This window comes from Mesorhizobium sp. B2-1-1 (assembly GCF_006442975.2).
Classification (GTDB): domain Bacteria; phylum Pseudomonadota; class Alphaproteobacteria; order Rhizobiales; family Rhizobiaceae; genus Mesorhizobium.
The window spans coordinates 431,468-453,191 of record NZ_CP083954.1; the positions used below are offsets into that span (position 1 = coordinate 431,468).

Sequence of the window (21,724 nt, forward strand, 5' to 3'; positions counted from 1 at the left end):
CCTCATGCTCGTTCTGCCCAAGGGCGTCCGCCACATGCCGGCCTATCTGTCCCGCGACGTGCAGGAGGCGCTGGTGGAGGATGTGAGAGGCATCGTCCAGCAGGCGCCGCTATTCGTGCCGGCCATGCCGCGCACCGGCAAGGAAATGAGCGTGCGCATGACCAATTGCGGCCCGCTCGGCTGGGTCACCGACAAGGAACGCGGCTATCGCTACCAGCCGACGCACCCCGTGACAGGGACGCCGTGGCCGCCGATCCCGGATGTGCTGATGCGGTTGTGGCGAGAGGTCTCGGCCTACCCGCATCCGCCGCAGGCATGCCTGGTCAATTTCTACGCGCCGGATGCGAAGATGGGTCTGCATCAGGACCGCGACGAGGAGGATTTCTCAGCACCCGTCGTCTCGGTCTCGCTGGGCGACGACTGCCTGTTCAGGGTCGGCCAGACGACGCGCGAGGGGGCGACCCGGTCGTTCCGGCTGAAGAGCGGCGACGTCGTCGTGCTCGGCGGCGAAGGACGCCTCTGCTTTCACGGCGTCGACCGCATCTACCCCTCGACCTCGGCGCTGCTGAAAAATGGCGGCAGGATCAATCTGACGCTGCGGCGGGTGACGAGGGGTCAGTGAGCACTGCTGCGCCGCGCATAGACCTCGATGTAGTCTCCTAGCGCGATCTCTTCGTAATTGCTCATCAAGGCCTGGAAGTCAGCGTTCTGACGCATCCAGGTAGTCCATATTGGAGGATAATTCGCCGCCAACGACAACACGGATTTCTTCTTGTCCAAGCGATCGACAAGGATGATGTCCGGCTTGTTGTCGCGGATCAAGGAGTTGACATAAAGCGTATAGTTGTCGAGGTCGTGCCGCGCTATTCGTTCGTCTTCGCCGTGATAGTTGCCTTTCATCAAACCCCAAAGCGCATGGGCGCCAACCCAATCATGAGCGTAGGCTGAAAGCCAACGGCCATTGACCATCCTCGCCAGCGGATTCCCGACGGAAAGATCCGAACTGACCTGAACAATGGACGGCGAGGAGTATCGGGCCTTGATTGCATCGACCAGGCTCTTTTCCGGCATCTGGTAAAACTGGTGGTGCGTTACCGTGAGAGCGACAACCACGGCAAAGGCGGCGCTAGAATGAAGTCTCGCATTGGCGCGCTCCGAGGCCGCTTCTTCTCCTGAAAGCGCGAGCACTTTTTGCCGTCGCGATGCAACAGCCAACAGCATCGCGACCAGCAACGCAAGCTGATACGGATACTGGTGATTGGGCCAATATTTGCCAAGATATGCCATTGAGACAAAGAAGCCTGCGCCACTTGTTACCGCAATTGCCACATCACTTCGCCAAGCAGATTTCCGCATCTGGAAGGCTATAAAAACGACGAACACCGCAAAGGTCGGCAGCGCCAACAGAATATTTATGTTGGCCCGCAGACTGACATAGTAGCGCATCAGCAAAGGCAAGAATGTATCAAGAAATTCTGGGAACCATATTCGCACGCTGGCGAGATACCCCGTGCAGATCGCGCCTATGACGATATTCTCAACAGTCAGGCAGGCCAGAAGCGACCGCCTTCGCCAGGCGATGACAAGATAAGGCAGTGCGATGCCAAGTGCCCAGTGGGGCTTAACGAGCAGCAACACGCTTGCCGCCAGCCCAACGGTGAATGCAAGTGCAACTGGTATATGCTGGCCTGGACTATCGTTGGAACGCCACATCATCAGGAACAGCATCGGCATGAACAGCATCATACCGATATGCTCGCGTTGTCCGAAAATATTCCCTGGCATGATCAGAAGCAGAACCGCGAGCATGGGATAGACCCACTGGGTTCTGAGATCGACAAAGATCCTGCCTTTCTCGATCACAAGGGCCGACAACAAAATCGAAACGACGAAGATAAGATAGATGAAATATTCGATCGCCAATTCCGGCGAAATTCCCAACCTATGGGACAACCACACTGGTCCGATATACAGAGCGACCGAAAAAGGCGGGTTGGTTTCTAAAATGTCGACATAGAGTTTCTGACCAGAAAAAATCTTCTCGCAGATAATGATTATCCAACTCACATCGGTGTTGTCACCCGCTGTCCAAGGCATGAAAAAGGAGATCACGACGACCAGTCCAACGAGCGAGAATTGCCGCAGACTGCCGATACGGTACTGGGATGCGACCATCGCATCGAACGTTCTTGCGCCCGACAAGCTCATATGATTGCCTCTAAAAGGACGAGCCTCCGCAAAAGATTAAAGGTCATGATCGAAACTGGGACAGAGGCATAGCTGCTTGCGATCCCATTAAGATTGCATCGGAAACTAGCTCGGATAGCCTAAAGTGCCGTTAATCGCGCCAGCTAAAGCTTGCGCAGCGCCACTTCCTCGACGAGGTGGTCGGCGCCTTTGCGTAGGATCAAGTCGGCGCGGGCGCGTGTCGGCAGGATGTTTTCGCGCAGGTTCTTCAGGTTGATGTTGGTCCACAGGCCTTCGGCAATCGCCCGTGCCGAATCCTCCGACAGTTGCGAATAGCGATGGAAGAACGATTCCGGATTGCGGAAAGCGGTCTCGCGCAGCCGCATGAAGCGGGAAATGTACCATTCGTGGATCAGCTTCTCGTCGGCATCGATGTAGATGGCGAAGTCGAAGAAGTCGGACAGGAAAGGCACGATCTTGCCGTCCTGCGGCAGCTTGCCCGGCTGCAGCACATTGATGCCCTCGAAGATCAGGATGTCGGGCCGGTCGATGGTGACGAACTCGCCGGGGATGACGTCATAGGTGAGGTGCGAATAGACCGGCGCGCGGATATCCGGCAGCGCCGACTTGATGCCCGAGAGGAAGCGCAGCAGCGCGCCGACGTCGTAGCTGTCGGGAAAGCCCTTGCGCTCCATCAGGTTTTCGCGGCGCAGCACCTCGTTGGGCAACAGGAAACCGTCGGTGGTGATGAGATCGACCTTGGGGCTGGACGGCCAGCGCGCGAGCAGCTCCTTCAGCACGCGCGCCGTGGTCGATTTGCCGACCGCGACCGAACCGGCGATGCCGATGATGAAGGGCGTCTTGACCACGTCCGAGGCGTTGAAGAAAGCCTGGCGCTGCCGGAACAGCAGTTGGCTGGCCTCGACATGCGCCGACAGAAGCCGCGACAGCGACAGATAGATGCGCTTGACCTCTTCGAGATCGATTGGATCGTTCAGCGACCGCAGGCGGCGGAATTCATCCTCGCTCAGCGTCAGCGGCGTGTCGGCGCGGAATTGCGACCATTGCTCGGCCGAGAAGAAACGAAAAGGGGAATATTTCTCGGTCGGTGCGAGCTGATCCATCGAGATTCCTGCCCTCCTCGCGGTCAGCGCTTGGACCGTGACGCCTTCTCGGCGATACCCGAACGCCCGGTGCGGCTTTCGAGCTCCCTAAGCACGTCGTCCAACGGCACACCCGAAATGCCGAGAACGACGAGCCAATGATATATAAGATCGGCACTTTCCGAAACGAGCGCCTGTTTGTCGCCCTTGATGGCGGCAATCACCGTCTCGACCGCCTCTTCGCCGAGCTTCTGCGCCGCCTTCTCGATGCCGCGCGCGTAAAGCTTGGCGGTCCACGAGTCCGGATCGCCGGAATGGGCGCGTTCGCTGATGATTGTCTCCAGGTCGGAGAGTGAAAACTCAGTCATGGCGCCTTGGCCCTGTTTCTTAGCCGCAAGCCTCTAGGGCCGATCGCCCGAGGAGTCCAGCCGCATCGGCAGGCCGGCTTGCGCCATATGGGCCTTGGCCTCGGCGATCGTATAGGTACCGAAATGGAAGATGGAGGCCGCCAGCACGGCACCTGCATGACCGTCGCGAATGCCTTCGACCATATGGTCGAGCGTGCCGACACCGCCCGAAGCGATCACCGGGGCGCGCACCGCGTCCGATACCGCGCGGGTCAGCGCGATGTCGTAACCGGCCTTGGTGCCGTCGCGATCCATTGAAGTCAACAGGATCTCGCCGGCACCGCGATCGACCATTTTGTGGGCGAATTCGACCGCATCCATGCCGGTTTTTTCCCGTCCGCCGTGGGTGAAGATCTCCCAGCGGTCGGCCTCGCCGGCGCCCGACACTTTCTTGGCGTCGATGGCGACGACGATACACTGGTTGCCGAACTTGTCGGCGGCCTCGGCGACGAAATCCGGGTTCTTCACCGCCGCCGTGTTGATCGACACCTTGTCGGCGCCGGCCAGGAGCAATTTCCTGATATCGGCAACCTGGCGCACCCCGCCGCCGACGGTGAGCGGCATGAAGCATTGCTCGGCCGTGCGGGCGACGACATCGAAGATGGTCTCGCGATTGTCCGATGACGCGGTGATGTCGAGGAAGCAAAGCTCGTCGGCGCCAGCCGCGTCATAGGCCTTGGCGGCCTCGACCGGGTCGCCGGCATCGACGAGATCGACGAAGTTGACCCCCTTGACGACGCGGCCGCCCTTAACGTCGAGACAGGGGATGACGCGGGCTTTCAGCATCAGCGGCCTTCTATCGTGGCTATGAGATCGTTGAGCAGCTGCCCGACCAGCGGCGGCACATCGGCCTGCGCATCGAAAGCCGGATCATAGGCGGAAACGGTGATGCCGACGATCGGCACCGCAAGCGCCATAGCGCAGGTCGCGTCGCGCAATTGTTCCGGGTTCGGCCCGCCCGGCGCTACATAGCGGTTGGCCTGCAGCGCCTCAGGGTCGTGCACGTCGAGATCGAGATGCAAGTGCACGCGTTTAGCGCCGGCGGCGTTGAGTTTTTCGGTTGCCGCTGCCGCTCCCGGACATTCCGTGCGGATCACCGGCAATGCCTCCAGAAGCTGTTTCTCGTCCGGGTCGAGATCGCGAGCGTTGACGAGCACGCAGCGCGACGGATCGATCGGCTGGAAGCCGGGAATGGCCGCCGCCATCGGGCGCCAGCACAGGCCAAGCACGGTGGCCAGCGCCATGCCGTCGAGAAACCCGTATATGGATGTGTCGGGCGTGTTGAGGTCGCCGTGCTGGTCGGCCCAGATGATCGCGTCGGCGCCTTCGCCGGCGACCGCGCCGGCTGATGTCAGGCAGTTTCCGGCCAGCACGATGGGAAAGCGTCCCCTGTCGCGGGCAATGCGGACCTCGCCCGAAACGGCATTGCAGACAGCGAAACCGGTGGCGATCTCACGCTCCTGGGCATCGCCGACCTTGCCGATGTCCTCGACCGCGACATCGTGGCCGGCCATGGTCAAGGCTTCGACCAGTCCGCCCGCAATCAGCGCGTCCGGCCCCTGCCCCATGCCGCCATGATAATGGCCGCTGTCATAGGAGGCCAGGATGATCGAGACTTTCAAGATCGCATCTCCACCGGGGGCGCGCCTTTCAGGATCGCCAATGCTTCGGCCGGGTCGATACGGCCGTCGTAAAGCGCACGGCCGGAGATCGCCCCTTCGAGCTTTTGCGCGTCGGGCATGGTCATGCGCACGATGTCGGCGATCGAGGCGAGGCCGCCAGAGGCGATGACGGGGATCGACACGGCGTCGGCGAGGCTGATCGTGGCATCCCAGTTGATGCCGGTCAGCACGCCATCGCGGTCGATGTCGGTGTAGATGATGGCGGCGACGCCGGCGCCTTCGAATTTCCTGGCTAGCTCAACGACGCCGAGGCTCGACGCTTCGGCCCAGCCCTCGACCGCCACCTTGCCGCCCTTGGCGTCGATGCCGACGGCGACCTTGCCCGGAAAGGCCTTGCAAGCCTGCCTGACCAGGTCCGGATCGCGCACGGCCACGGTGCCGAGAATGACACGGGCAAGCCCGCGGTCGAGCCAATCCTCGATCTGCTCGAGCGTGCGGATGCCGCCGCCGAGCTGCACCGGGTTCTTGGTCGCCTTCAGGATGGCGCCGACCGCGGCGCTGTTGACGCTCTGACCCTGGAAGGCGCCGTTGAGGTCGACGACATGCAGCCATTCGAAGCCCTGCTCTTCAAATGCCTTTGCCTGGGCGGCCGGGTCGTCGTTGTAGATGGTCGCGGTCGCCATGTCGCCGTGCCTGAGGCGCACGCACTGGCCGTCCTTGAGGTCGATTGCCGGAAACAGGATCATTTTCTCAGGCGCCTTCGACAATGACAAAATGGCCGGTCGAGGCGGCAAGCCGGAATTTAGAGGCCTGCTGATATTCCGGCGAATGATAGCATTCGACCGCCCTGGCGTAGGATTCGAACTCGACCAGGACGTGGCGGTTGCCGGTTGGCCCTTCCGGGCTCTCGTGGCGTCCCGCCCGCACGACGAATTTCGCGCCATATTTGGCGAAGGCAACGGCATTCGCCTCGATATACCGCTTGTACAGATCGGGATCGCGAACATCGATCATCGCCATCCAATAGCCCTTCTTGCTCATGGCCCCTCAAGGCCTCCAGCGCAGGAAATTGGTGATCAGGGCGAGGCCCAGCGCCTGGCTCTTCTCTGGGTGGAACTGCGTGCCGACGAGATTGTCGCGGGCGACGGTCGCCGTTACCGGGCCGCCATAGTCGGCGATCGCCAGCACCTCGTCGGGCTTGCGCGCATCGAGATGATAGGAATGGACGAAATAGGCGTGCAGGCCGGTTGGCCCGGTTGGAACGCCGGAGAACAGCGGATGCTTGCGCATCAGCTCGATCGTGTTCCAGCCGATCTGCGGGATCTTCAGTGCCGGATCGGCCGGCGCGATCTCCTTCACGTCACCTGATATCCAGCCAAAGCCATCGGTGATCGTCTTTTCGAGGCCCCGCTGGGACATCAGCTGCATGCCGACGCAGATGCCGAGGAATGGACGCCCCTTGGCGATGGCGACTTCCTCGACAGCTTCCCACATGCCGGGGACGGCACGCAGTCCGGCGGCGCAATCGGCATAGGCGCCGACCCCGGGCAGCACGATGCGGTCGGCCGTGCGCACCCGCTCGGCGTCGGCCGTCAGATCAATGCCGGCGGCGATGCCCGCCTCGCGCGCCGCGCGCTCGAAGGCCTTGGTGGCCGAGCGCAAATTGCCCGAGCCGTAATCGATGATCGCAACGCGCATGTCAGCGTCTTCCCGGAATGTGGGTCAGCCCCAGCGCCATGCCCGGCTGCGCCGGGCGCGCCAGGGCGGCGTCCGGCACCATGCGCGGCACAGGCTCGGCTCCGTCCGCATGCCGCTCGGCCTCCAGGGCAAAGCGCGCATCGGCATCGTCGAGCCAACCGGCTTCGACCACCCCCCATTCACGCCAGCCGCGGCGGCGGAGCGCCGCGATGCGCAGCGCCTGCCCTTCCAAGCCGACATAGAGCGAGACAAGCAGGGACAGCAGCGAACCAGCCAACCCGAGACCGAGCCTTTCGCCAAGCATCGAAAGCACCGCCATGACAATGAAGGTGAGTGCCGCTTCGATCCACAGCCGATGCCAGGCGAACCACAGCGGCGGCACCAGCAGGCCGAGCCAGGTGAAGCCGTCGCGGACAAGCGCCGTCGCATCTGCCTTTTCGCCAGGGCCCGGCGGTTCCATCACCACATAGCTGGCCATGACCTATCCCTTCAACGATCCCTTGGTGGAGGGAACCGCGTCCGGCTGGCGCGGATCGCGCTCCAGTGCTGTCCGCAGCGCACGCGCCACCGCCTTGAAGCAGGTTTCGGCAATGTGGTGGTTGTTGGCGCCATAGTGATTGGTGACATGCAGCGTGATGCCGGCGTTCTGTGCCAGCGCCTGGAAGAACTCGCGCACGAGTTCGGTGTCGAAGGTGCCGATCTTGGGCGAGGAAAACGAAACGTTCCACACCAGGAAGGGACGGCCGGAGACATCGATTGCCGCGCGCGTCAGCGTCTCGTCCATGGCAAGATCGATCGAGGCATAGCGCATGATGCCGCGCCGCTCGCCCAGCGCCTTGGCCAGCGCCTGGCCGAGCGCGATGCCGGTGTCCTCGACCGTGTGGTGGTCGTCTATGTGCAGGTCGCCCTTGGCCCGAACGGTCATGTCGATCAGCGAATGGCGCGAAAGCTGGTCGAGCATATGATCGAAGAAGCCGACGCCGGTCACGATGTCCGATTTGCCGGAGCCGTCGACATGGACCGACACGGCAATGTCGGTTTCCTTGGTCTTGCGGCTGATTTCGGCGGAACGGGGCGACATGGCCTTGTCCTTGTCCGTGAGTTTAAGCGCTTCAGGCGTTCGCCTGCTTGAAAACGAAAGCCTTCTAGCAGCATGATCCGGCGATTGCCAGTTGCGATCCAGGCCGGTATCGAGCGTTTGCAATCACCGCCCCCATGCATACATATGGGCCGATCAAAGTCACTCGTACCGCGCCAATCGCCTTTTGAGGGATGGCGCGAATCGGAGCAGCAAATGTCCAATGAACTGACCATGCACGCCACGACCATCGTGACGGTGCGCAAGGGCAACAAGGTGGTGATCGCCGGCGACGGCCAGGTCAGCCTTGGCCAGACCATCATGAAGGGCAACGCGAGAAAGGTGCGCCGCATCGGCAAGGGCGGAAACGTGATCGCCGGTTTCGCCGGTGCCACGGCGGACGCCTTCACGCTTCTGGAGCGGCTCGAAGCCAAGCTCGAACAATATCCCGACCAGTTGACGCGCGCCTGCGTCGAACTCGCCAAGGACTGGCGCACCGACCGCTATCTGCGCCGGCTGGAAGCGATGATGCTGGTGGCCGACAAGTCGGTCTCGCTGGCGCTGACCGGCACCGGCGACGTGCTCGAACCCGAACATGGCGTCATGGCCATCGGTTCAGGCGGCAACTATGCGCTGGCTGCGGCCCGCGCCTTGATGGACAGCGACAAGGATGCCGAGGAGATCGCGCGCAAGGCGATGCAGATCGCCTCCGACATCTGCGTCTACACCAACAACAATTTCGTCGTCGAAACACTCGATGCCGCCTGAAACAGGCCGGCGTCCATGATCCCGATCCGAAAGACCGCGCAAGCGAAAAATGGAGGCCGGCTTCGGAGAAGATCATGGAAAGACACGAACATAGCTACGATTTTCGGCCGGTGACCCAGAAGGACCTGCCGATGATCGCCGGCTGGCTCGCCGAACCGCATGTCGCTCAGTGGTGGGACGATCCAGAGACGGAAATCGCCGAGATTCGCGATCATATCGATTCGATTTCCGTCGAGCCGCTGATCGTGGAACTCGACGGCACGCCGATCGCTTACCTGCAAAGCTACGATCCACACCTGGAAGAAGACCACCCTTATGCCGACCAGCCGTTCGGGACGCTCGGCATCGACCTGTCGATCGGCCGGCCGGAACTGGTCGGCATCGGCCATGGCTCGGCGATGGTGCGCCAGTTCGTCGAGCAGTTATTCGAGGAAGGCGTGCCGCGCGTCATCATCGATCCCGACCCATCCAATGGCCGCGCCATCCGCGCCTATGAAAAGGCGGGATTCCGCGCAATTGATCGCCGGCAATCCAGATATGGCGACGTCTTGCTGATGGCAATCGATGCGCACGAGAGGCAAGCGGGCGACACGGAAGCGGGGAACTGACGGATGAACGCAGTTGGCGAGGACAGAACGCTCTCGGCCTATGAAGACAGCTGGCGGATGGGGCTTCTGCTCGTGCTCGCCCTGGTCATCTTCCAGGCTGGAGCCCTCTATGGCATGGGGCATCCGCCGATCTGCACCTGCGGCTATGTCAAGCTCTGGCACGGCGTGGTGAACAGTTCCGAAAATTCCCAGCATATATCGGACTGGTACACGTTCTCGCATATCATCCACGGCTTCCTGTTCTATGCGCTGGCCAGGTTCCTGTTTCCGCGTTCGCCGGTCGGCTTGCGGCTGGCTTTCGCCGTCTTCATAGAAGGCGGCTGGGAGCTGATCGAGAACAGCCCGTTCATCATAGAGCGCTACCGCGCCGGCACCATCTCGCTCGACTATTACGGCGACAGCATCATCAATTCGGTGTCGGACACGCTGGCCATGGTGCTGGGATTTGTGATGGCGCGAAGGCTACCTATATGGGTGATCGTCAGCCTCGCCATCCTTTTCGAACTGGGTACGGGCTACCTTATCCGGGACAATCTGACACTCAACGTGATCATGCTGCTGCATCCGTTCGAGGCCATCAAGCAGTGGCAAAGTGGAATTTAGTGATATGAGCACATTTTCTCCCCGCGAAATCGTTTCGGAACTCGACCGCTTCATCATCGGCCAGAAGGACGCCAAGCGTGCCGTGGCCATCGCCTTGCGCAACCGCTGGCGCCGCCAGCAGCTGGAAGGCCAGATGCGCGAAGAGGTGATGCCGAAGAACATTCTCATGATCGGGCCGACCGGCGTCGGCAAGACCGAAATCTCGCGCCGCCTGGCGCGGCTGGCCGGTGCGCCCTTCGTCAAGGTCGAGGCAACCAAATTCACCGAGGTCGGCTATGTCGGCCGCGATGTCGAGCAGATCGTGCGCGACCTCGTCGAGGTCGCCATCGGCCTGGTGCGCGAGAAGATGCGTGAGGACGTCAAGGCGCGCGCCCATGTCAACGCCGAGGAACGCGTGCTGGAAGCGCTGGTCGGCAAGACCGCCAGCCCTGCCACACGCGATTCTTTCCGCAAGAAGCTGCGCGAGGGCGAACTCGACGACAAGGAGATCGAGATCGAAGTGGCCGACACCGGCAATGGCGGCATGCCCGGCTTCGAGATTCCCGGCATGCCGGGCGCCAATATCGGCGTGCTCAATATCAACGACATGCTGTCCAAGGCAATGGGCGGCAAGAAGACCAAATTGCGCAAGACGACGGTGAAGGAATCCTACGACCTGCTGGTCAACGACGAGTCCGACAAGCTGCTCGACCAGGACGAGGTGGTTCGCCGGGCGCTGGACGCCGCGGAAAATGACGGCATCGTCTTCCTCGACGAGATCGACAAGATTGCGGCCCGGTCGGACATCTCCGGCGGCCCTTCGCGCGAAGGCGTGCAGCGCGACTTGCTGCCGCTGGTCGAAGGCACCACGGTGGCGACCAAATATGGGCCGTTGAAGACGGATCACATCCTGTTCATCGCATCGGGTGCGTTCCACGTCTCGAAGCCGTCCGACCTTTTGCCAGAGCTGCAGGGCCGCCTGCCGATCCGCGTCGAATTGCGCGCGCTGGAGAAAGAGGACTTCGTCCGCATCCTGACCGAGACGGAAGCGAGCCTCATCAAGCAGTATATCGCGCTGATGAAGACCGAAGGCGTCGACCTGAACTTCACCGACGACGCCATCGATTCGCTGGCCGGCATCGCCGTCGACCTCAACGCCAGCGTCGAGAACATCGGCGCGAGGCGTTTGCAGACGGTGATGGAGCGCGTGCTGGACGAGATCTCCTACGACGCGCCGGACCGCAACGGCACTGCGGTGACCATCGACGCCGCCTATGTGGAGAAACATGTCGGCGACTTGTCGAGGAACACCGATCTGTCGCGCTTCATTCTTTGAGCAGGCGCGCGCCGGATCGTTCCGGCGCCTGTCGGGCGAATGGATCATGTGTGGCCGGATGGTATCATTCGGCCACCTTTCGTTCTGCCGAGCGCAGGGCCGCTCTCGACTCGACCAGGAGCTTTACCTAGTTTGCGCGGCAATTCTCTAGGCGGCGGGGCGCATGAAAAAACTCATCCCAGTCATTCTCGGCTTGACGCTGGCGGCAACGCTGTTCGGCGCCGACGCGGCAACCCTGGTGCCGCCGGGAAACCGCAATGCCGAGCAGCCCAGCATTCCGGGAGCCTCGAGCCGGCGCACGCAGGCCACCAACACCACGTTCCAGGCAAAATACCGCAAGGTCTATGCGCTGCTGCAGAACGACGCCGACCTGCGCGGCAAGATCAAGAAGGCGGCAAGCGTCTACGGCATCGATCCAATGCACATTGTCGGCGCCATCGTCGGCGAGCACACCTACAATGTCGACGCCTACGACCGGCTGCAGACCTACTACGTCAAGGCGATCTCCTATCTCTCCAGCAAACTGTCCTTCGCCTATGACGGCGAGGGCATCACGGATTTCGTGCAGCGGCCGGAATTCAGGAAATGCGCCGGAATGTCCGACAGTTACGATTTATGGGAATGCCGCGAGCAGGTGTGGAACCGTTCGTTTCGCGGAAAGACGGTGGGCGGCGAGGATTTCCCCAACGACCGTTTCGGCGCCACTTTCTTCCAGCCCTACTATGCCGGCCAGACCTTTGGTCTCGGCCAGCTCAATCCGCTGACCGCGCTCCAGATGAGCGATCTCGTGCACAAGGTTTCCGGCCTGCCCAAGCTCGACGTCGGCGATCCCAATGCGGTCTACAAGACCATCATGGATCCCGACCTGACGCTGCCCTACGTCGCCGCGACGATCCGGAAATCGATCGACGCCTACAAGAGCATCGCCGGCTTCGACATTTCGAGCAATCCGGGCCTGACCGCCACGCTCTACAATGTCGGCAATCCCGAGCAGCGCGCCTATGCGCTGAAGGCGGAGAACGAGAAGCGCAGCGCCGCCGGCGAGCCGGTGAAGCTGCCGGAGGAGAATTATTACGGCTGGCTGGTCAATGACAAACTACCGGAGCTGAAGGCGCTGTTTTAGGGAGCTCAGGCGCGCTGACGTTAATTTGCCAACGCCTGCGCCGCAGACCCTGACAATTGGCGTTGCATCCTACGCCGCCAGCAGCGACTTCAATTTCACCGCCTGCGAACCGAGCGCTTCCGGCGCCGGCCTCGCCCGTTTGCCGATCAGCATCTCCGCCAGCCTGATATCGCGGGCGACCGCATTGCCCGGCCCGATGCCGCTGGCGGCCACCAGCCTGCCGTCCTCGGCAAGGTGAAAGAGGATGAAGGCGTCCTCGCCGAGATCGCGGCGCACCGTGCTGCGGCCTTCGTCGGAAAGCCCCGCGATCTGCAGGGACAGGCCATATTGATCCGACCAGAACCACGGCACCGCCGCATGTGCCTCGGCGGCGCCGAGCATGTTTTTTGCCGCCAGCGCGCCTTGTTCCTGGGCGTTGCGCCAGGCCTCCAGCCGCACGCGACGGCCGCCATAGACGGCAAGCGGGAACGAACAGCAGTCGCCGGCAGCGAAGATGTCGGGGTCGGTGCTGCACAGTTCGGCATCGACTGATATGCCGTTGTCGATGGCCAGTCCCGCTTCGGCGGCAAGAGCCGTCACCGGCACGGCGCCGATGCCGATGATGGCGAGATCGGCGAGGATTTCGCGGCCGCCGGCAAGCACGATGCGCACCTGCCTGCCGTCGTCGGCGATCGAGGCAATGCCTTCGCCGCACGCTATGTCGACGCCTTCGGCGACGTGGGTGTCATGGACGACCTTGGCGATCTCGGCCGGTACGCCGCGCATCAGGATGCGCGGCTGCGCCTCGATGACGGCGACCGCAGCACCGAGCTTGCGGGCCGCCGCGGCGAGCTCGAGGCCGATGAAGCCGCCGCCGATGACGGCAATGCGGTTACCCGCCTTGAGATGGGCGCGGATAGCCAGCGCATCGGCGAAGGTCCTGAGGTAGACGCAGCGCCCGCCAAGGCCGGGCATCGGCAGTTTGCGCGGCGTCGAGCCGGTCGCCAGCAGCAGCTTGTCGTAGGGCAGGACCGAACCGTCCGACAGGCGCACAGTATGCGCGGCGCGATCGATCGCTGCAGCCTGAATGGAATGGATATGCCGGATGGACTTTTCGGCGAGGATCTCGTCGCTGGCGATCGCCTTGATCTCGGGCACGCCGCCGGCCATGGCGTCCTTGGACAGAGGCGGCCGTTCATAGGGCAGATGCGGCTCGTCGCCGACCAGCGTCACCGGTCCCTCATAGCCGAGGTCACGCAATGCAAGCGCTGCCCGGCCGCCGCATTCCCCGGCGCCGATGATGACCATTCCGCGCGTCATACCGGTCATCCGATCTGGACGAGGACGCTGCCGGCGTCGACCTTGACCGGATAGGTCCTGAGATTGACGCAGGCCGGCGCGCCCTTGGCTTGGCCTGTCTTGTAGTTGAAGCGGCCATTGTGCTTGGGACATTCGATGATGTCGTCCATGACAAGCCCGTCGGCGAGATGCACCTTTTCGTGCGTACAAAGGCCGTCGGTGGCGAAATACTCATCATCGGGGCTGCGATAGATGGCGTAGCTGCGGCCGCCGTGATCGAACCGCATCACATCTTCTTCGTCGATGTCTCCCACGGCACAGGCCTCGACCCAGTCGCTCATACATTTCTCCCGCGAAATTTCCCGATCGCGCCTCACGGCGGATATCACTCCGCCGCGGCGTTGAAGGCAGCATTGTCGTTGTGCAGATCCTCGCGATACGGCCTGGCCGTTGGCGGCAGCTCGCGCTTGAGGAAATAATCCTCGTTGCGCAACTGGCGCCAGAAGACAGGCAGCATCTCGCGATAGCCGGCCAGGATCGAGGGCGTCGGCGCCGGCAAATCATGCTTGATCAGTTCATGCAGCTTCGGCAGCGCATGGTAGGGCACCATCGGGAACATATGATGCTCGACGTGGTAGTTCATGTTCCAGTAGATGAAACGGCTGATCGGGTTCATGTAGACGGTGCGGCTGTTCAGCCGATGGTCGGTGACGTTGTCGGCAAGACCGCCATGCTGCAGCAGGCCGACCATGACGTGGTGCCAGGCGCCATAGAGCCTGGGCAGGCCGACCAGCATCAAGGGCAGGAACGAGCCGGTATAGAGCGCCAGCGCGATGGTTGCGGCATAGATCGCGGTCCAGATGCGGGCGATGCGGATCGCTTTCGGCTGTTCCTGCTCGGGAATAAAGGTCTTTTCGGCCGCGCTGATGTTGCCGGCGGCGTTGCGCAGCATGTCTGACATCGCATGCCAGGCGTCGAGCACGCCGACAAAGCCGAGGATGGCGCGCACCAGGTCCGGCGGCCGCATGACCGAGATTTCCGGATCGCGGCCGACGATGATAGTGTCGGTGTGATGGCGCGTGTGGCTCCAGCGCCAGGTCACCGGGTTGCGCATGATCATGAAGCAGGCGACCTGATAGACCCAATCATTCATCCACTGCGTGCGGAAGGCCGTACCATGGCCGCATTCGTGCCAGCGGGAATCCGTGGACGAGCCGTAGAGCACGCCATAGGCGAAGAAGAACGGCACGCACCACCAGGTGCCCCAGAACCAGGCACCGCCGGCGCCGCTGACGATGAGCGCGGCGATCCAGATCGCCGTGTCGCGGAGCGCGGGCGCGTCGGAGCGCTGCATCAGCTCCTTCATCTGCTTGCGGGGAATGTCGGTGTGATACCATTCGGCCGCCGACAGGCCGGTCTCGACGGCCAGCCTGGCGTCGCGGCCGATCAGGCTGTAGTCACGCCGGGACGGCGCAGCATGCATGGTTGCCTCCCTCGGCAAGGGCATCCGCCACGCGAATGCCCGACATTTCCTGACTTCGAGGCTGAAAATAACGCTAGCTCATGATAGACTCAACATCATAAAGATAGTTTCTATCATTTCCTATCATAAAGATGTAGGAAAGATGCACGGTCAAATGAGGACAGACATGGCGAAACGGCCGACCATATCAGATCTGGCGCGCATCTCCGGCGTCAGCGTCGCCACGGTGGACCGGGTGCTCAACAGCCGCCTGCCTGTGCGCGAGGAAACGGCGCGCCGCGTCTATAACGCCGCGACCGAGATCGGCTATCACGCCGCAGGCCTGATCAAGCAGCGTATGCGCCAGGAATTGCCCGAGTATCGGCTGGGTTTCCTGCTGCTTCGGGGCAATGACGTTTTCTATGGCGATTTCGCGCGGGAACTCGAACTCGCGGTCGCACAATCGCAGCGCTTCCGTGGCGTCGCAACCATCGATTTCGCCAGTTCCCTGGCCCCGGATGAGATCGCTGCCCAGATGCGCAGGCTGGCGGCGAAATCGCGGGCGATCGCCGTGGTCGGCCCTGACCATCCGACGCTGACGGCGGTCGTGGAGGCGCTAAAAGCCAGGGGACAGCCGGTCTTCTCCCTGCTGTCCGACTTCGCCGCCGGCATCCGCGAAGGCTATGTCGGGCTCGACAACCGCAAGGTCGGCCGCACCGCCGCCTGGATGATCTCGAAGGCTGCGAGGAAGCCCGGCAAGGTCGCCCTTTTTGTCGGCAGCCATCGCTTCCACGGCCATGAGCTGCGTGAGATCGGTTTCCGCTCCTTCTTTCGCGAGCATGCGCCGGACTTCAACGTGCTGGAGACGCTGGTCAATCTGGAGGCCAACCAGGTGACCCATGATGCGATGATCGATCTTCTGGCGCGATATCCGGATCTTGTCGGCTGCTACGTCGCCGGCGGCGGCATGGAAGGCGCCGTCTCGGCGCTGCGGACAGCGAAGCCCGCAAACATGCCGGTGGTCGTCTGCAACGAGATCAACGCCGAATCGCGCGCCGCGCTTGCCGACAACATCCTGACGATGGTGATCTCGACGCCCCTTGCCGCGCTCTGTCGCGAGCTCGTCGATCGGATGGCGCATGCCATCGAAACCGGTGCGGCCAATGCGCCGGGCCAGACATTCCTCCCCTTCGACATCTATTTGCCGGAAAACATCTGAAGCCATTTCAGGAATGCGCAGCGGTTTTCCGTCCAGGTCGCGTCAGGACGGAAGGTAGGGCGTTTCCATGAAACGATAAAACCCTCGGGCAGCCCGGTCTGCCGCAAACCAGCCGCCTGAAATGATAGAATCCATCAGAGACAGCCGAAAATCGCACGCCCGGATTCGGAATTTCCCTTGACGCCCCGATTCGAAATGGAATAAATATTTCACTGACTGTACATTTTGGTTCTTTCGTTCCGACAACACCTGGTTCGAGCAGGCAGTTCGGCGTTCCAGCCAGTGGTGAACCGCGTTGGAACGAAATGATATCAGGGAGAGATTCCCCGGGGAGATCGGGGATTCCGGATAGATCGGTGCAACCGGACACCCAAAGTGGAGGAGAAATACAATGAAGAAAATGATTTTGGGCGTCGCTTTCGCGGCGCTGATGAGTTCGTCCGCCATGGCCGCCAAGATCGGCGTGTCGATGGCCAAGTTCGACGACAATTTCCTGACCGTGCTGCGCAACGGCATGATCGAGCAGGCCAAGGGCATGAGCGGCGTGGAGCTGCAGGTCGAGGACGCGCAGAACGACGTCGCCAAACAGCTCGACCAGATCAAGAACTTCGCCGCATCAGGGGTCGACGCCATCATCGTCAATCCGGTCGACACCTCGGCCACGCAGGCGATGTCGGATGCCGCGGCCGCCGCAAAGATCCCGCTGGTGTATGTCAACCGTGAACCGGTGAATGTCGACACGCTGCCTGACAACCAGGCCTTCGTCGCTTCGAACGAGGCCGATTCCGGCACGCTCGAAACCAAGGAGGTCTGCCGCCTGTTCAAGGAATCCGGCAAGAAGGAAGCCAATGTCTATGTGATCATGGGCGAGCTTTCCAACCAAGCAGCCGTGCAGCGCACCAAGGACATCGAGGAGGTGATCGCAACGCCGGATTGCAGCTTCATCAAGATCATCGACAAGCAGACGTCGAACTGGAACCGCGACGAGGCCCAGAACCTGATGACCAACTGGCTGTCGACCGGCAAGCCGTTCGACGGCGTCATCGCCAACAATGACGAAAGCGCCATCGGCGCCATCCAGGCAATGAAGGCCGCCAATGTCGACATGAAGACGGTTGTCGTCGGCGGCGTCGACGCCACGCAGGACGCGCTCGCCGCCATGCAGGCAGGCGACCTCGACGCCACCGTGTTCCAGGACGCGGCCGGCCAGGGCGCCGGCGCGCTCGACGCGGCATTGAAACTGTCCAAGGGCGAGAAGGTCGAACACAAGGTCTACGTGCCCTTCCAACTGGTGACGCCGGCCAACATCGACAAGTTCCTGAAGAAGAACTGAGCGGCGGAACGGTTCACCTCGGGGCGGCGCTCAAAGGACCGGGCGCCGCTCCTCCTCTCGGCGCTTTGATAGCGCCAGGGGCGACCGCGGCTGACGGAGGATAGACGAGTGGCACAGACATCTCATGGCGTCGGCGGGGTCAGCTATGATGCGAAGAAGCGCATATGGCCGGCGGAATTCAACGTCTTCCTGGCGCTCGTCATTCTTGTCGTCATCTTCGAATTGATCGGCCGCGTCTTTCTCGGCGACAGCTTCCTGTTCAACACCCGCAGCAATGTCGGCGGCCTCTTCAACGAGGCGCGGCTACAGATCATCATTCTGCAAGTATCGATCGTCGGCATCATCGCCATCGGCGTGACGCAGGTTATCATATCGGGCGGCATCGACCTGTCGTCGGGCTCGATCGTCGGCGCCACCGCCATGATCGCCATGAGCTTCGCCCAGGTGGCGACGGTCAACGGCAACCCCAATCCCAAGGCGATGTTCCTGGCTCAGGGCTGGACCGACCTGCCGGTCATCGTGCCGGTGCTGGTCGCCATCGGCTGCGGGCTGCTGGCAGGCCTGGTCAACGGCGCCCTGATCGCTTACACGCGCATTCCGCCCTTCATCGCCACGCTAGGCATGATGGTGACCGCGCGCGGCATCGCCAAATGGTGGTCCAAGGGGCAGCCCATCTCGTTCCCGACCGAGAGCTTCGCCGCCATCGGCAAGGGCCTGATGCCCGTCATCATCTTCCTGTCGCTGGCCGTGCTGTTCCAGCTGATCATGACCTACACACGATACGGCAAGCATTGCTACGCGATCGGCTCCAACGAGGATGCCGCGCGCATGTCCGGCATCAAGATCGCCAACCACAAGATCCTGGTCTACGTCATCGCCGGCATACTCGCGTCGCTCGCCGCGGTGGTGCTGTCTTCCAAGAACCTCACCGCCCAGGCCGGCATGGGCGTGATGTACGAACTCGACGCCATCGCCATGGCGGTCATCGGCGGCGTATCGCTGTCGGGCGGCCGCGGCTCGATCATCGGCACGGTGATCGGCGCGCTGATCTTCGGCGTCATCATCTCCGGCTTCACCTTCCTGCGCCTCGACGCCTACTACCAGGAGATGGTCAAGGGCGTGATCATCGTCGGCGCCGTCGTTCTCGACCAGTGGCGCCAACGCCTGCGGGCATTGAGGGCTTGACCATGTCAGACATCGTCCTGAAGACCGAAAACCTGACCAAGCGCTATGGCGGCGTGCAGGCGCTGGAAGGCGCGAATTTCGAGCTGCGCAAGGGCGAACACGTCGCCATCATGGGCGACAATGGCGCCGGCAAGTCGACCTTCGTGCGCCAGATCACCGCCGTCGAGCAACCGACCAGCGGCCAGATCTGGTTCGACGGCAAGCAAGTCAATTTTTCGGGCCCTATCGAGGCGCGAGAGGCCGGCATCGAGACCGTGTTCCAGAACCTGGCGCTGGCCGACGACCTCGACGTGCCGTCGAACCTGTTCCTTGGCCGAGAAAAAGTGCTGTTCAATCTGGGACCGTTTTCGATCCTGGACCGCCGGGGGATGCGCAAGGCGACCGAAGCCGCGCTGGTGCGCACGGCGGTGAAAATCCCCAACCTGTCGAACACCATCCGCCACATGTCGGGCGGCCAGCGGCAGTGCGTGGCGATCGCCAGGACCGCGACCTTCGCCTCCAAGCTGATCATCATGGACGAGCCGACGGCAGCACTCGGCGTGCAGGAGACCGCGCAGGTCGAGAACATCATCCGCACGCTGAAGGACAATGGCGAGCCGCTGATCCTGATCAGCCACAATATGCGCCAGGTGTTCGACCTTTGCGACCGCATCGTCGTCTTCCGGCGCGGCCGCATCGTCGCCAATTTGCGCAAGGAGAACACCGACGGAAACGATATTGTTTCCTACATCACCGGCGCCAAGACCGGAGAGGCCGAACTCGCGGCCTAGGCCGGGCGCGGAGGCGGCGGTCATCGCCTCCCTGTCGATCTTGTCTTGACCGGAAAAACACCTGCGCGCATGACCGGCGCCCCGCCAACCTTCGAACCATTCCCCAGAGGAAATTTCCATGACTCTCCGCTTCGCCCTCCTCGGTGCCGGCCGCATCGGCAAGGTCCACGCCCGCGCCGTCGGCTCCAATCCGCAGGCCAAACTGGTCGCCGTTGCCGATGCATTCGAGAAGGCGGCGAGCGAGCTCGCCACGGCCTACGGCGCCGAGGTGCGCACCATCGATGCCATCGAGAAATCCGGGGACATCGACGCGGTCGTGATCTGCACGCCGACCGACACCCATGCCGACCTGATCGAGCGCTTCGCCAAGGCCGGCAAGGCGATCTTCTGCGAGAAACCGATCGACCTCGACGTCAAGCGGGTCGAGCAGTGCCTGGCCGTGGTCGAGAAGGCCAAGGCGACGCTGATGGTCGGCTTCAACAGGCGCTTCGACCCGCACTTCGCTGCGGTGCGCAAGGCAATCGATGACGGCGCCATCGGCGTGGTCGAGATGGTGACCATCACGTCGCGCGATCCGGGCGCACCGCCGATCGACTACATCGCGCGCTCCGGCGGGATCTTTCGCGACATGACCATCCACGACTTCGACATGGCGCGCTTCCTGCTCGGCGAAGAGCCGGTGGCGGTCAGCGCGCATGCCTCGGTGCTGGTCGACAAGAAGATCGGCGAGGCCGGCGATTTCGACTCGGTCAGCGTCATCCTCGAAACGGCTTCCGGCAAGCAGGCCGTCATCTCCAATTCGCGCCGCGCCACCTATGGCTACGACCAGCGCATCGAGGTGCATGGCTCGAAAGGCATGGTCGCGGCCGAGAACCAGCGGCCGGTGTCGATCGAACTGGCCAATGAGAAGGGCTATACGCGCCCGCCGCTGCACGACTTCTTCATGACCCGCTATCTCGATGCCTATGCCATCGAGATTGCGTCCTTCATCGCCGCCGCGACGTCGGGCAAGAAGGCAGCACCGAGCGGGACGGACGGGCTCATCGCACTTCGGCTGGCGGATGCGGCGCTGAAATCGGCGACATCAGGCCAGACCGTCCGCCTCGACAAGTAACGACTTAAAGCACAGGAGCAGAGCGATGAGCGCATCAGCCGATCGCAATTCACAAACGCGCGCCATCGTCACCGGCGGCGCACAAGGCATAGGCTTCGCGGTCGCCGAGGCATTGGCGGACGAAGGCTGCCGGGCGCTGGCCCTGATCGGCCGCTCGCAGGAAAAGGGCGACAAGGCAGTCGCCAGCCTCAAGAAGTCGGGCGTCGACGCGATCTTCATCAGCGCCGATGTCTCCAAGGTGGCCGACTGCAAGCGCGCCGTCGCCACCGCGCTTTCGCATTTCGGCACCATCAACGCCCTGGTCAACGCCGCCGCCACATCCGCGCGCGGCTCGCTGGTGGAGACCAGCGAGGAGCTCTTCGACACCATCTTCGACACCAATGTGCGAGGACCCTTCTTCCTGATGCAGGGCGTGGTGGCGCATCTGCTTGAAAAAAAGGCCCCCGGATCGATCGTCAACGTGCTGTCGATGTCGGCGCATACCGGCCAGTCATTCCTGACGCCCTATTCGACCAGCAAGGGCGCGCTGATGACGCTGACCAAGAATGTCGCCAATGCCTACCGCTTCAACCGCATCCGTTGCAACGCCGTGCTGCCCGGCTGGATGGACACCGAGGGCGAGGATATCGTGCAGAAGAAATGGCACGATGCACCCGACGACTGGCTTGAGAAGGCCGAGGCCGCGCAGCCGATGGGCCAGTTGGTGAAGCCGGACCAGTTGGCTCGGCTGATCAGCTACATGGTCAGCCCGCAGTCCGGCGTGATGACCGGCTCGCTGGTCGACTACGACCAGAGCATCGCTGGGGCGTCGCCGGAGTAGCGGCCGCGTAAGCGAAACCGTTAACCAGGTG

At 62.4% G+C, this 21,724-nt stretch carries 25 protein-coding genes; 12 read left to right on the forward strand and 13 right to left on the reverse strand.

Translation table 11 applies throughout. The features are described from left to right. Window positions 1-4 precede the first annotated feature (4 nt). Window positions 5-622, forward strand: coding sequence for an alpha-ketoglutarate-dependent dioxygenase AlkB family protein (locus FJ972_RS01980; protein WP_140524103.1), 618 nt, complete (start codon window positions 5-7; stop codon window positions 620-622). Here FJ972_RS01980 and FJ972_RS01985 read toward each other — a convergent pair. The 10 genes from FJ972_RS01985 to hisB all read right to left on the reverse strand — a co-directional run bounded on the left by FJ972_RS01985 (window position 616) and on the right by hisB (window position 8,098). Beyond that, window positions 616-2,208 carry a hypothetical protein gene (locus FJ972_RS01985; RefSeq protein WP_140524105.1) on the reverse strand — a complete coding sequence of 531 codons (1,593 nt, stop codon included), beginning with the start codon at window positions 2,206-2,208 and terminating at the stop codon, window positions 616-618. The genes FJ972_RS01980 and FJ972_RS01985 overlap by 7 nt on opposite strands. 143 nt (window positions 2,209-2,351) lie before the next feature. Continuing rightward, entirely contained in the window at window positions 2,352-3,311 is a 960-nt protein-coding gene (coaA, locus tag FJ972_RS01990) for a type I pantothenate kinase (protein WP_140491197.1), read from the reverse strand. Window positions 3,312-3,334: 23 nt separating this feature from the next. Further along, complete coding sequence (locus FJ972_RS01995) at window positions 3,335-3,658, reverse strand: phosphoribosyl-ATP diphosphatase (protein ID WP_140524106.1); 324 nt, start codon at window positions 3,656-3,658, stop codon at window positions 3,335-3,337. A 33-nt stretch (window positions 3,659-3,691) separates the two neighbouring features. Further along, window positions 3,692-4,486, reverse strand: a complete 795-nt coding sequence (hisF, locus tag FJ972_RS02000) for an imidazole glycerol phosphate synthase subunit HisF (RefSeq protein ID WP_181173428.1) — start codon at window positions 4,484-4,486, stop codon at window positions 3,692-3,694. Beyond that, the gene (locus FJ972_RS02005) at window positions 4,483-5,319 is read right to left on the reverse strand and encodes an arginase family protein (protein WP_140524109.1); all 837 of its coding nucleotides are present in this window, start codon (window positions 5,317-5,319) and stop codon (window positions 4,483-4,485) included. The genes hisF and FJ972_RS02005 overlap by 4 nt, the downstream gene beginning before the upstream one ends. Next, a complete protein-coding gene (gene hisA / locus FJ972_RS02010; RefSeq protein ID WP_140524111.1) occupies window positions 5,316-6,065 on the reverse strand; it encodes a 1-(5-phosphoribosyl)-5-[(5-phosphoribosylamino)methylideneamino]imidazole-4-carboxamide isomerase in 750 nt (249 codons plus the stop codon). The genes FJ972_RS02005 and hisA overlap by 4 nt, the downstream gene beginning before the upstream one ends. A 4-nt stretch (window positions 6,066-6,069) precedes the next feature. Beyond that, complete coding sequence (locus tag FJ972_RS02015) at window positions 6,070-6,360, reverse strand: DUF1330 domain-containing protein (protein WP_140524112.1); 291 nt, start codon at window positions 6,358-6,360, stop codon at window positions 6,070-6,072. A gap of 6 nt (window positions 6,361-6,366) precedes the next feature. After that, complete coding sequence (hisH, locus tag FJ972_RS02020) at window positions 6,367-7,017, reverse strand: imidazole glycerol phosphate synthase subunit HisH (protein ID WP_140524114.1); 651 nt, start codon at window positions 7,015-7,017, stop codon at window positions 6,367-6,369. Window position 7,018: 1 nt separating this feature from the next. Then, the gene (locus FJ972_RS02025) at window positions 7,019-7,495 is read right to left on the reverse strand and encodes a DUF2628 domain-containing protein (protein WP_140524116.1); all 477 of its coding nucleotides are present in this window, start codon (window positions 7,493-7,495) and stop codon (window positions 7,019-7,021) included. A 3-nt stretch (window positions 7,496-7,498) separates the two neighbouring features. Next, entirely contained in the window at window positions 7,499-8,098 is a 600-nt protein-coding gene (hisB, locus tag FJ972_RS02030; RefSeq protein ID WP_140524117.1) for an imidazoleglycerol-phosphate dehydratase HisB, read from the reverse strand. Window positions 8,099-8,311: 213 nt separating this feature from the next. Between hisB and hslV the strand changes: the two genes are divergently transcribed. The 5 genes from hslV to FJ972_RS02055 all read left to right on the forward strand — a co-directional run bounded on the left by hslV (window position 8,312) and on the right by FJ972_RS02055 (window position 12,512). Next, window positions 8,312-8,863: an ATP-dependent protease subunit HslV gene (gene hslV / locus FJ972_RS02035; RefSeq protein ID WP_140524119.1), complete on the forward strand. Its 552-nt coding sequence runs from the start codon at window positions 8,312-8,314 to the stop codon at window positions 8,861-8,863. 74 nt (window positions 8,864-8,937) lie between these two features. After that, on the forward strand, window positions 8,938-9,471 hold the full coding sequence (locus FJ972_RS02040) for a GNAT family N-acetyltransferase (RefSeq protein ID WP_140524120.1): 534 nt from the start codon (window positions 8,938-8,940) through the stop codon (window positions 9,469-9,471). A 3-nt stretch (window positions 9,472-9,474) separates the two neighbouring features. Beyond that, entirely contained in the window at window positions 9,475-10,074 is a 600-nt protein-coding gene (locus tag FJ972_RS02045) for a DUF2585 domain-containing protein (protein WP_140491219.1), read from the forward strand. 4 nt (window positions 10,075-10,078) lie between these two features. Then, the gene (hslU, locus tag FJ972_RS02050; RefSeq protein ID WP_140491221.1) at window positions 10,079-11,389 is read left to right on the forward strand and encodes an ATP-dependent protease ATPase subunit HslU; all 1,311 of its coding nucleotides are present in this window, start codon (window positions 10,079-10,081) and stop codon (window positions 11,387-11,389) included. 163 nt (window positions 11,390-11,552) lie between these two features. Beyond that, window positions 11,553-12,512 (forward strand): DUF1402 family protein, encoded by a 960-nt coding sequence (locus tag FJ972_RS02055; RefSeq protein ID WP_140524122.1) that lies wholly within the window; start codon window positions 11,553-11,555, stop codon window positions 12,510-12,512. A gap of 69 nt (window positions 12,513-12,581) precedes the next feature. Here FJ972_RS02055 and FJ972_RS02060 read toward each other — a convergent pair whose 3' ends face one another. Genes FJ972_RS02060 through FJ972_RS02070 form a run of 3 tightly spaced genes read right to left on the reverse strand, consistent with a single transcriptional unit; the run spans window position 12,582 to window position 15,273 of the window. Further along, a complete protein-coding gene (locus tag FJ972_RS02060) occupies window positions 12,582-13,820 on the reverse strand; it encodes an NAD(P)/FAD-dependent oxidoreductase (protein ID WP_181172275.1) in 1,239 nt (412 codons plus the stop codon). Next, complete coding sequence (locus FJ972_RS02065) at window positions 13,817-14,131, reverse strand: MocE family 2Fe-2S type ferredoxin (protein WP_140524123.1); 315 nt, start codon at window positions 14,129-14,131, stop codon at window positions 13,817-13,819. The genes FJ972_RS02060 and FJ972_RS02065 overlap by 4 nt, the downstream gene beginning before the upstream one ends. A 44-nt stretch (window positions 14,132-14,175) precedes the next feature. Next, window positions 14,176-15,273, reverse strand: a complete 1,098-nt coding sequence (locus FJ972_RS02070; RefSeq protein WP_140491229.1) for a fatty acid desaturase family protein — start codon at window positions 15,271-15,273, stop codon at window positions 14,176-14,178. Between the two features lie 166 nt (window positions 15,274-15,439). On the opposite strand from FJ972_RS02070, the gene FJ972_RS02075 reads away from it, so the two are divergent. From FJ972_RS02075 to FJ972_RS02100, 6 genes are all read left to right on the forward strand, one after another. After that, window positions 15,440-16,471 carry a LacI family DNA-binding transcriptional regulator gene (locus FJ972_RS02075; RefSeq protein WP_140524125.1) on the forward strand — a complete coding sequence of 344 codons (1,032 nt, stop codon included), beginning with the start codon at window positions 15,440-15,442 and terminating at the stop codon, window positions 16,469-16,471. 391 nt (window positions 16,472-16,862) lie between these two features. Next, a complete protein-coding gene (locus FJ972_RS02080) occupies window positions 16,863-17,804 on the forward strand; it encodes a sugar ABC transporter substrate-binding protein (protein WP_140524127.1) in 942 nt (313 codons plus the stop codon). Window positions 17,805-17,912: 108 nt separating this feature from the next. Then, the gene (locus FJ972_RS02085) at window positions 17,913-18,989 is read left to right on the forward strand and encodes an ABC transporter permease (RefSeq protein WP_140491235.1); all 1,077 of its coding nucleotides are present in this window, start codon (window positions 17,913-17,915) and stop codon (window positions 18,987-18,989) included. 2 nt (window positions 18,990-18,991) lie between these two features. After that, window positions 18,992-19,759 carry an ATP-binding cassette domain-containing protein gene (locus tag FJ972_RS02090; RefSeq protein ID WP_140491237.1) on the forward strand — a complete coding sequence of 256 codons (768 nt, stop codon included), beginning with the start codon at window positions 18,992-18,994 and terminating at the stop codon, window positions 19,757-19,759. A gap of 118 nt (window positions 19,760-19,877) precedes the next feature. Further along, entirely contained in the window at window positions 19,878-20,873 is a 996-nt protein-coding gene (gene iolG, locus FJ972_RS02095) for an inositol 2-dehydrogenase (protein WP_140524129.1), read from the forward strand. A gap of 25 nt (window positions 20,874-20,898) precedes the next feature. Then, window positions 20,899-21,693 (forward strand): SDR family oxidoreductase, encoded by a 795-nt coding sequence (locus FJ972_RS02100; RefSeq protein ID WP_140517731.1) that lies wholly within the window; start codon window positions 20,899-20,901, stop codon window positions 21,691-21,693. Window positions 21,694-21,724 lie beyond the last annotated feature (31 nt).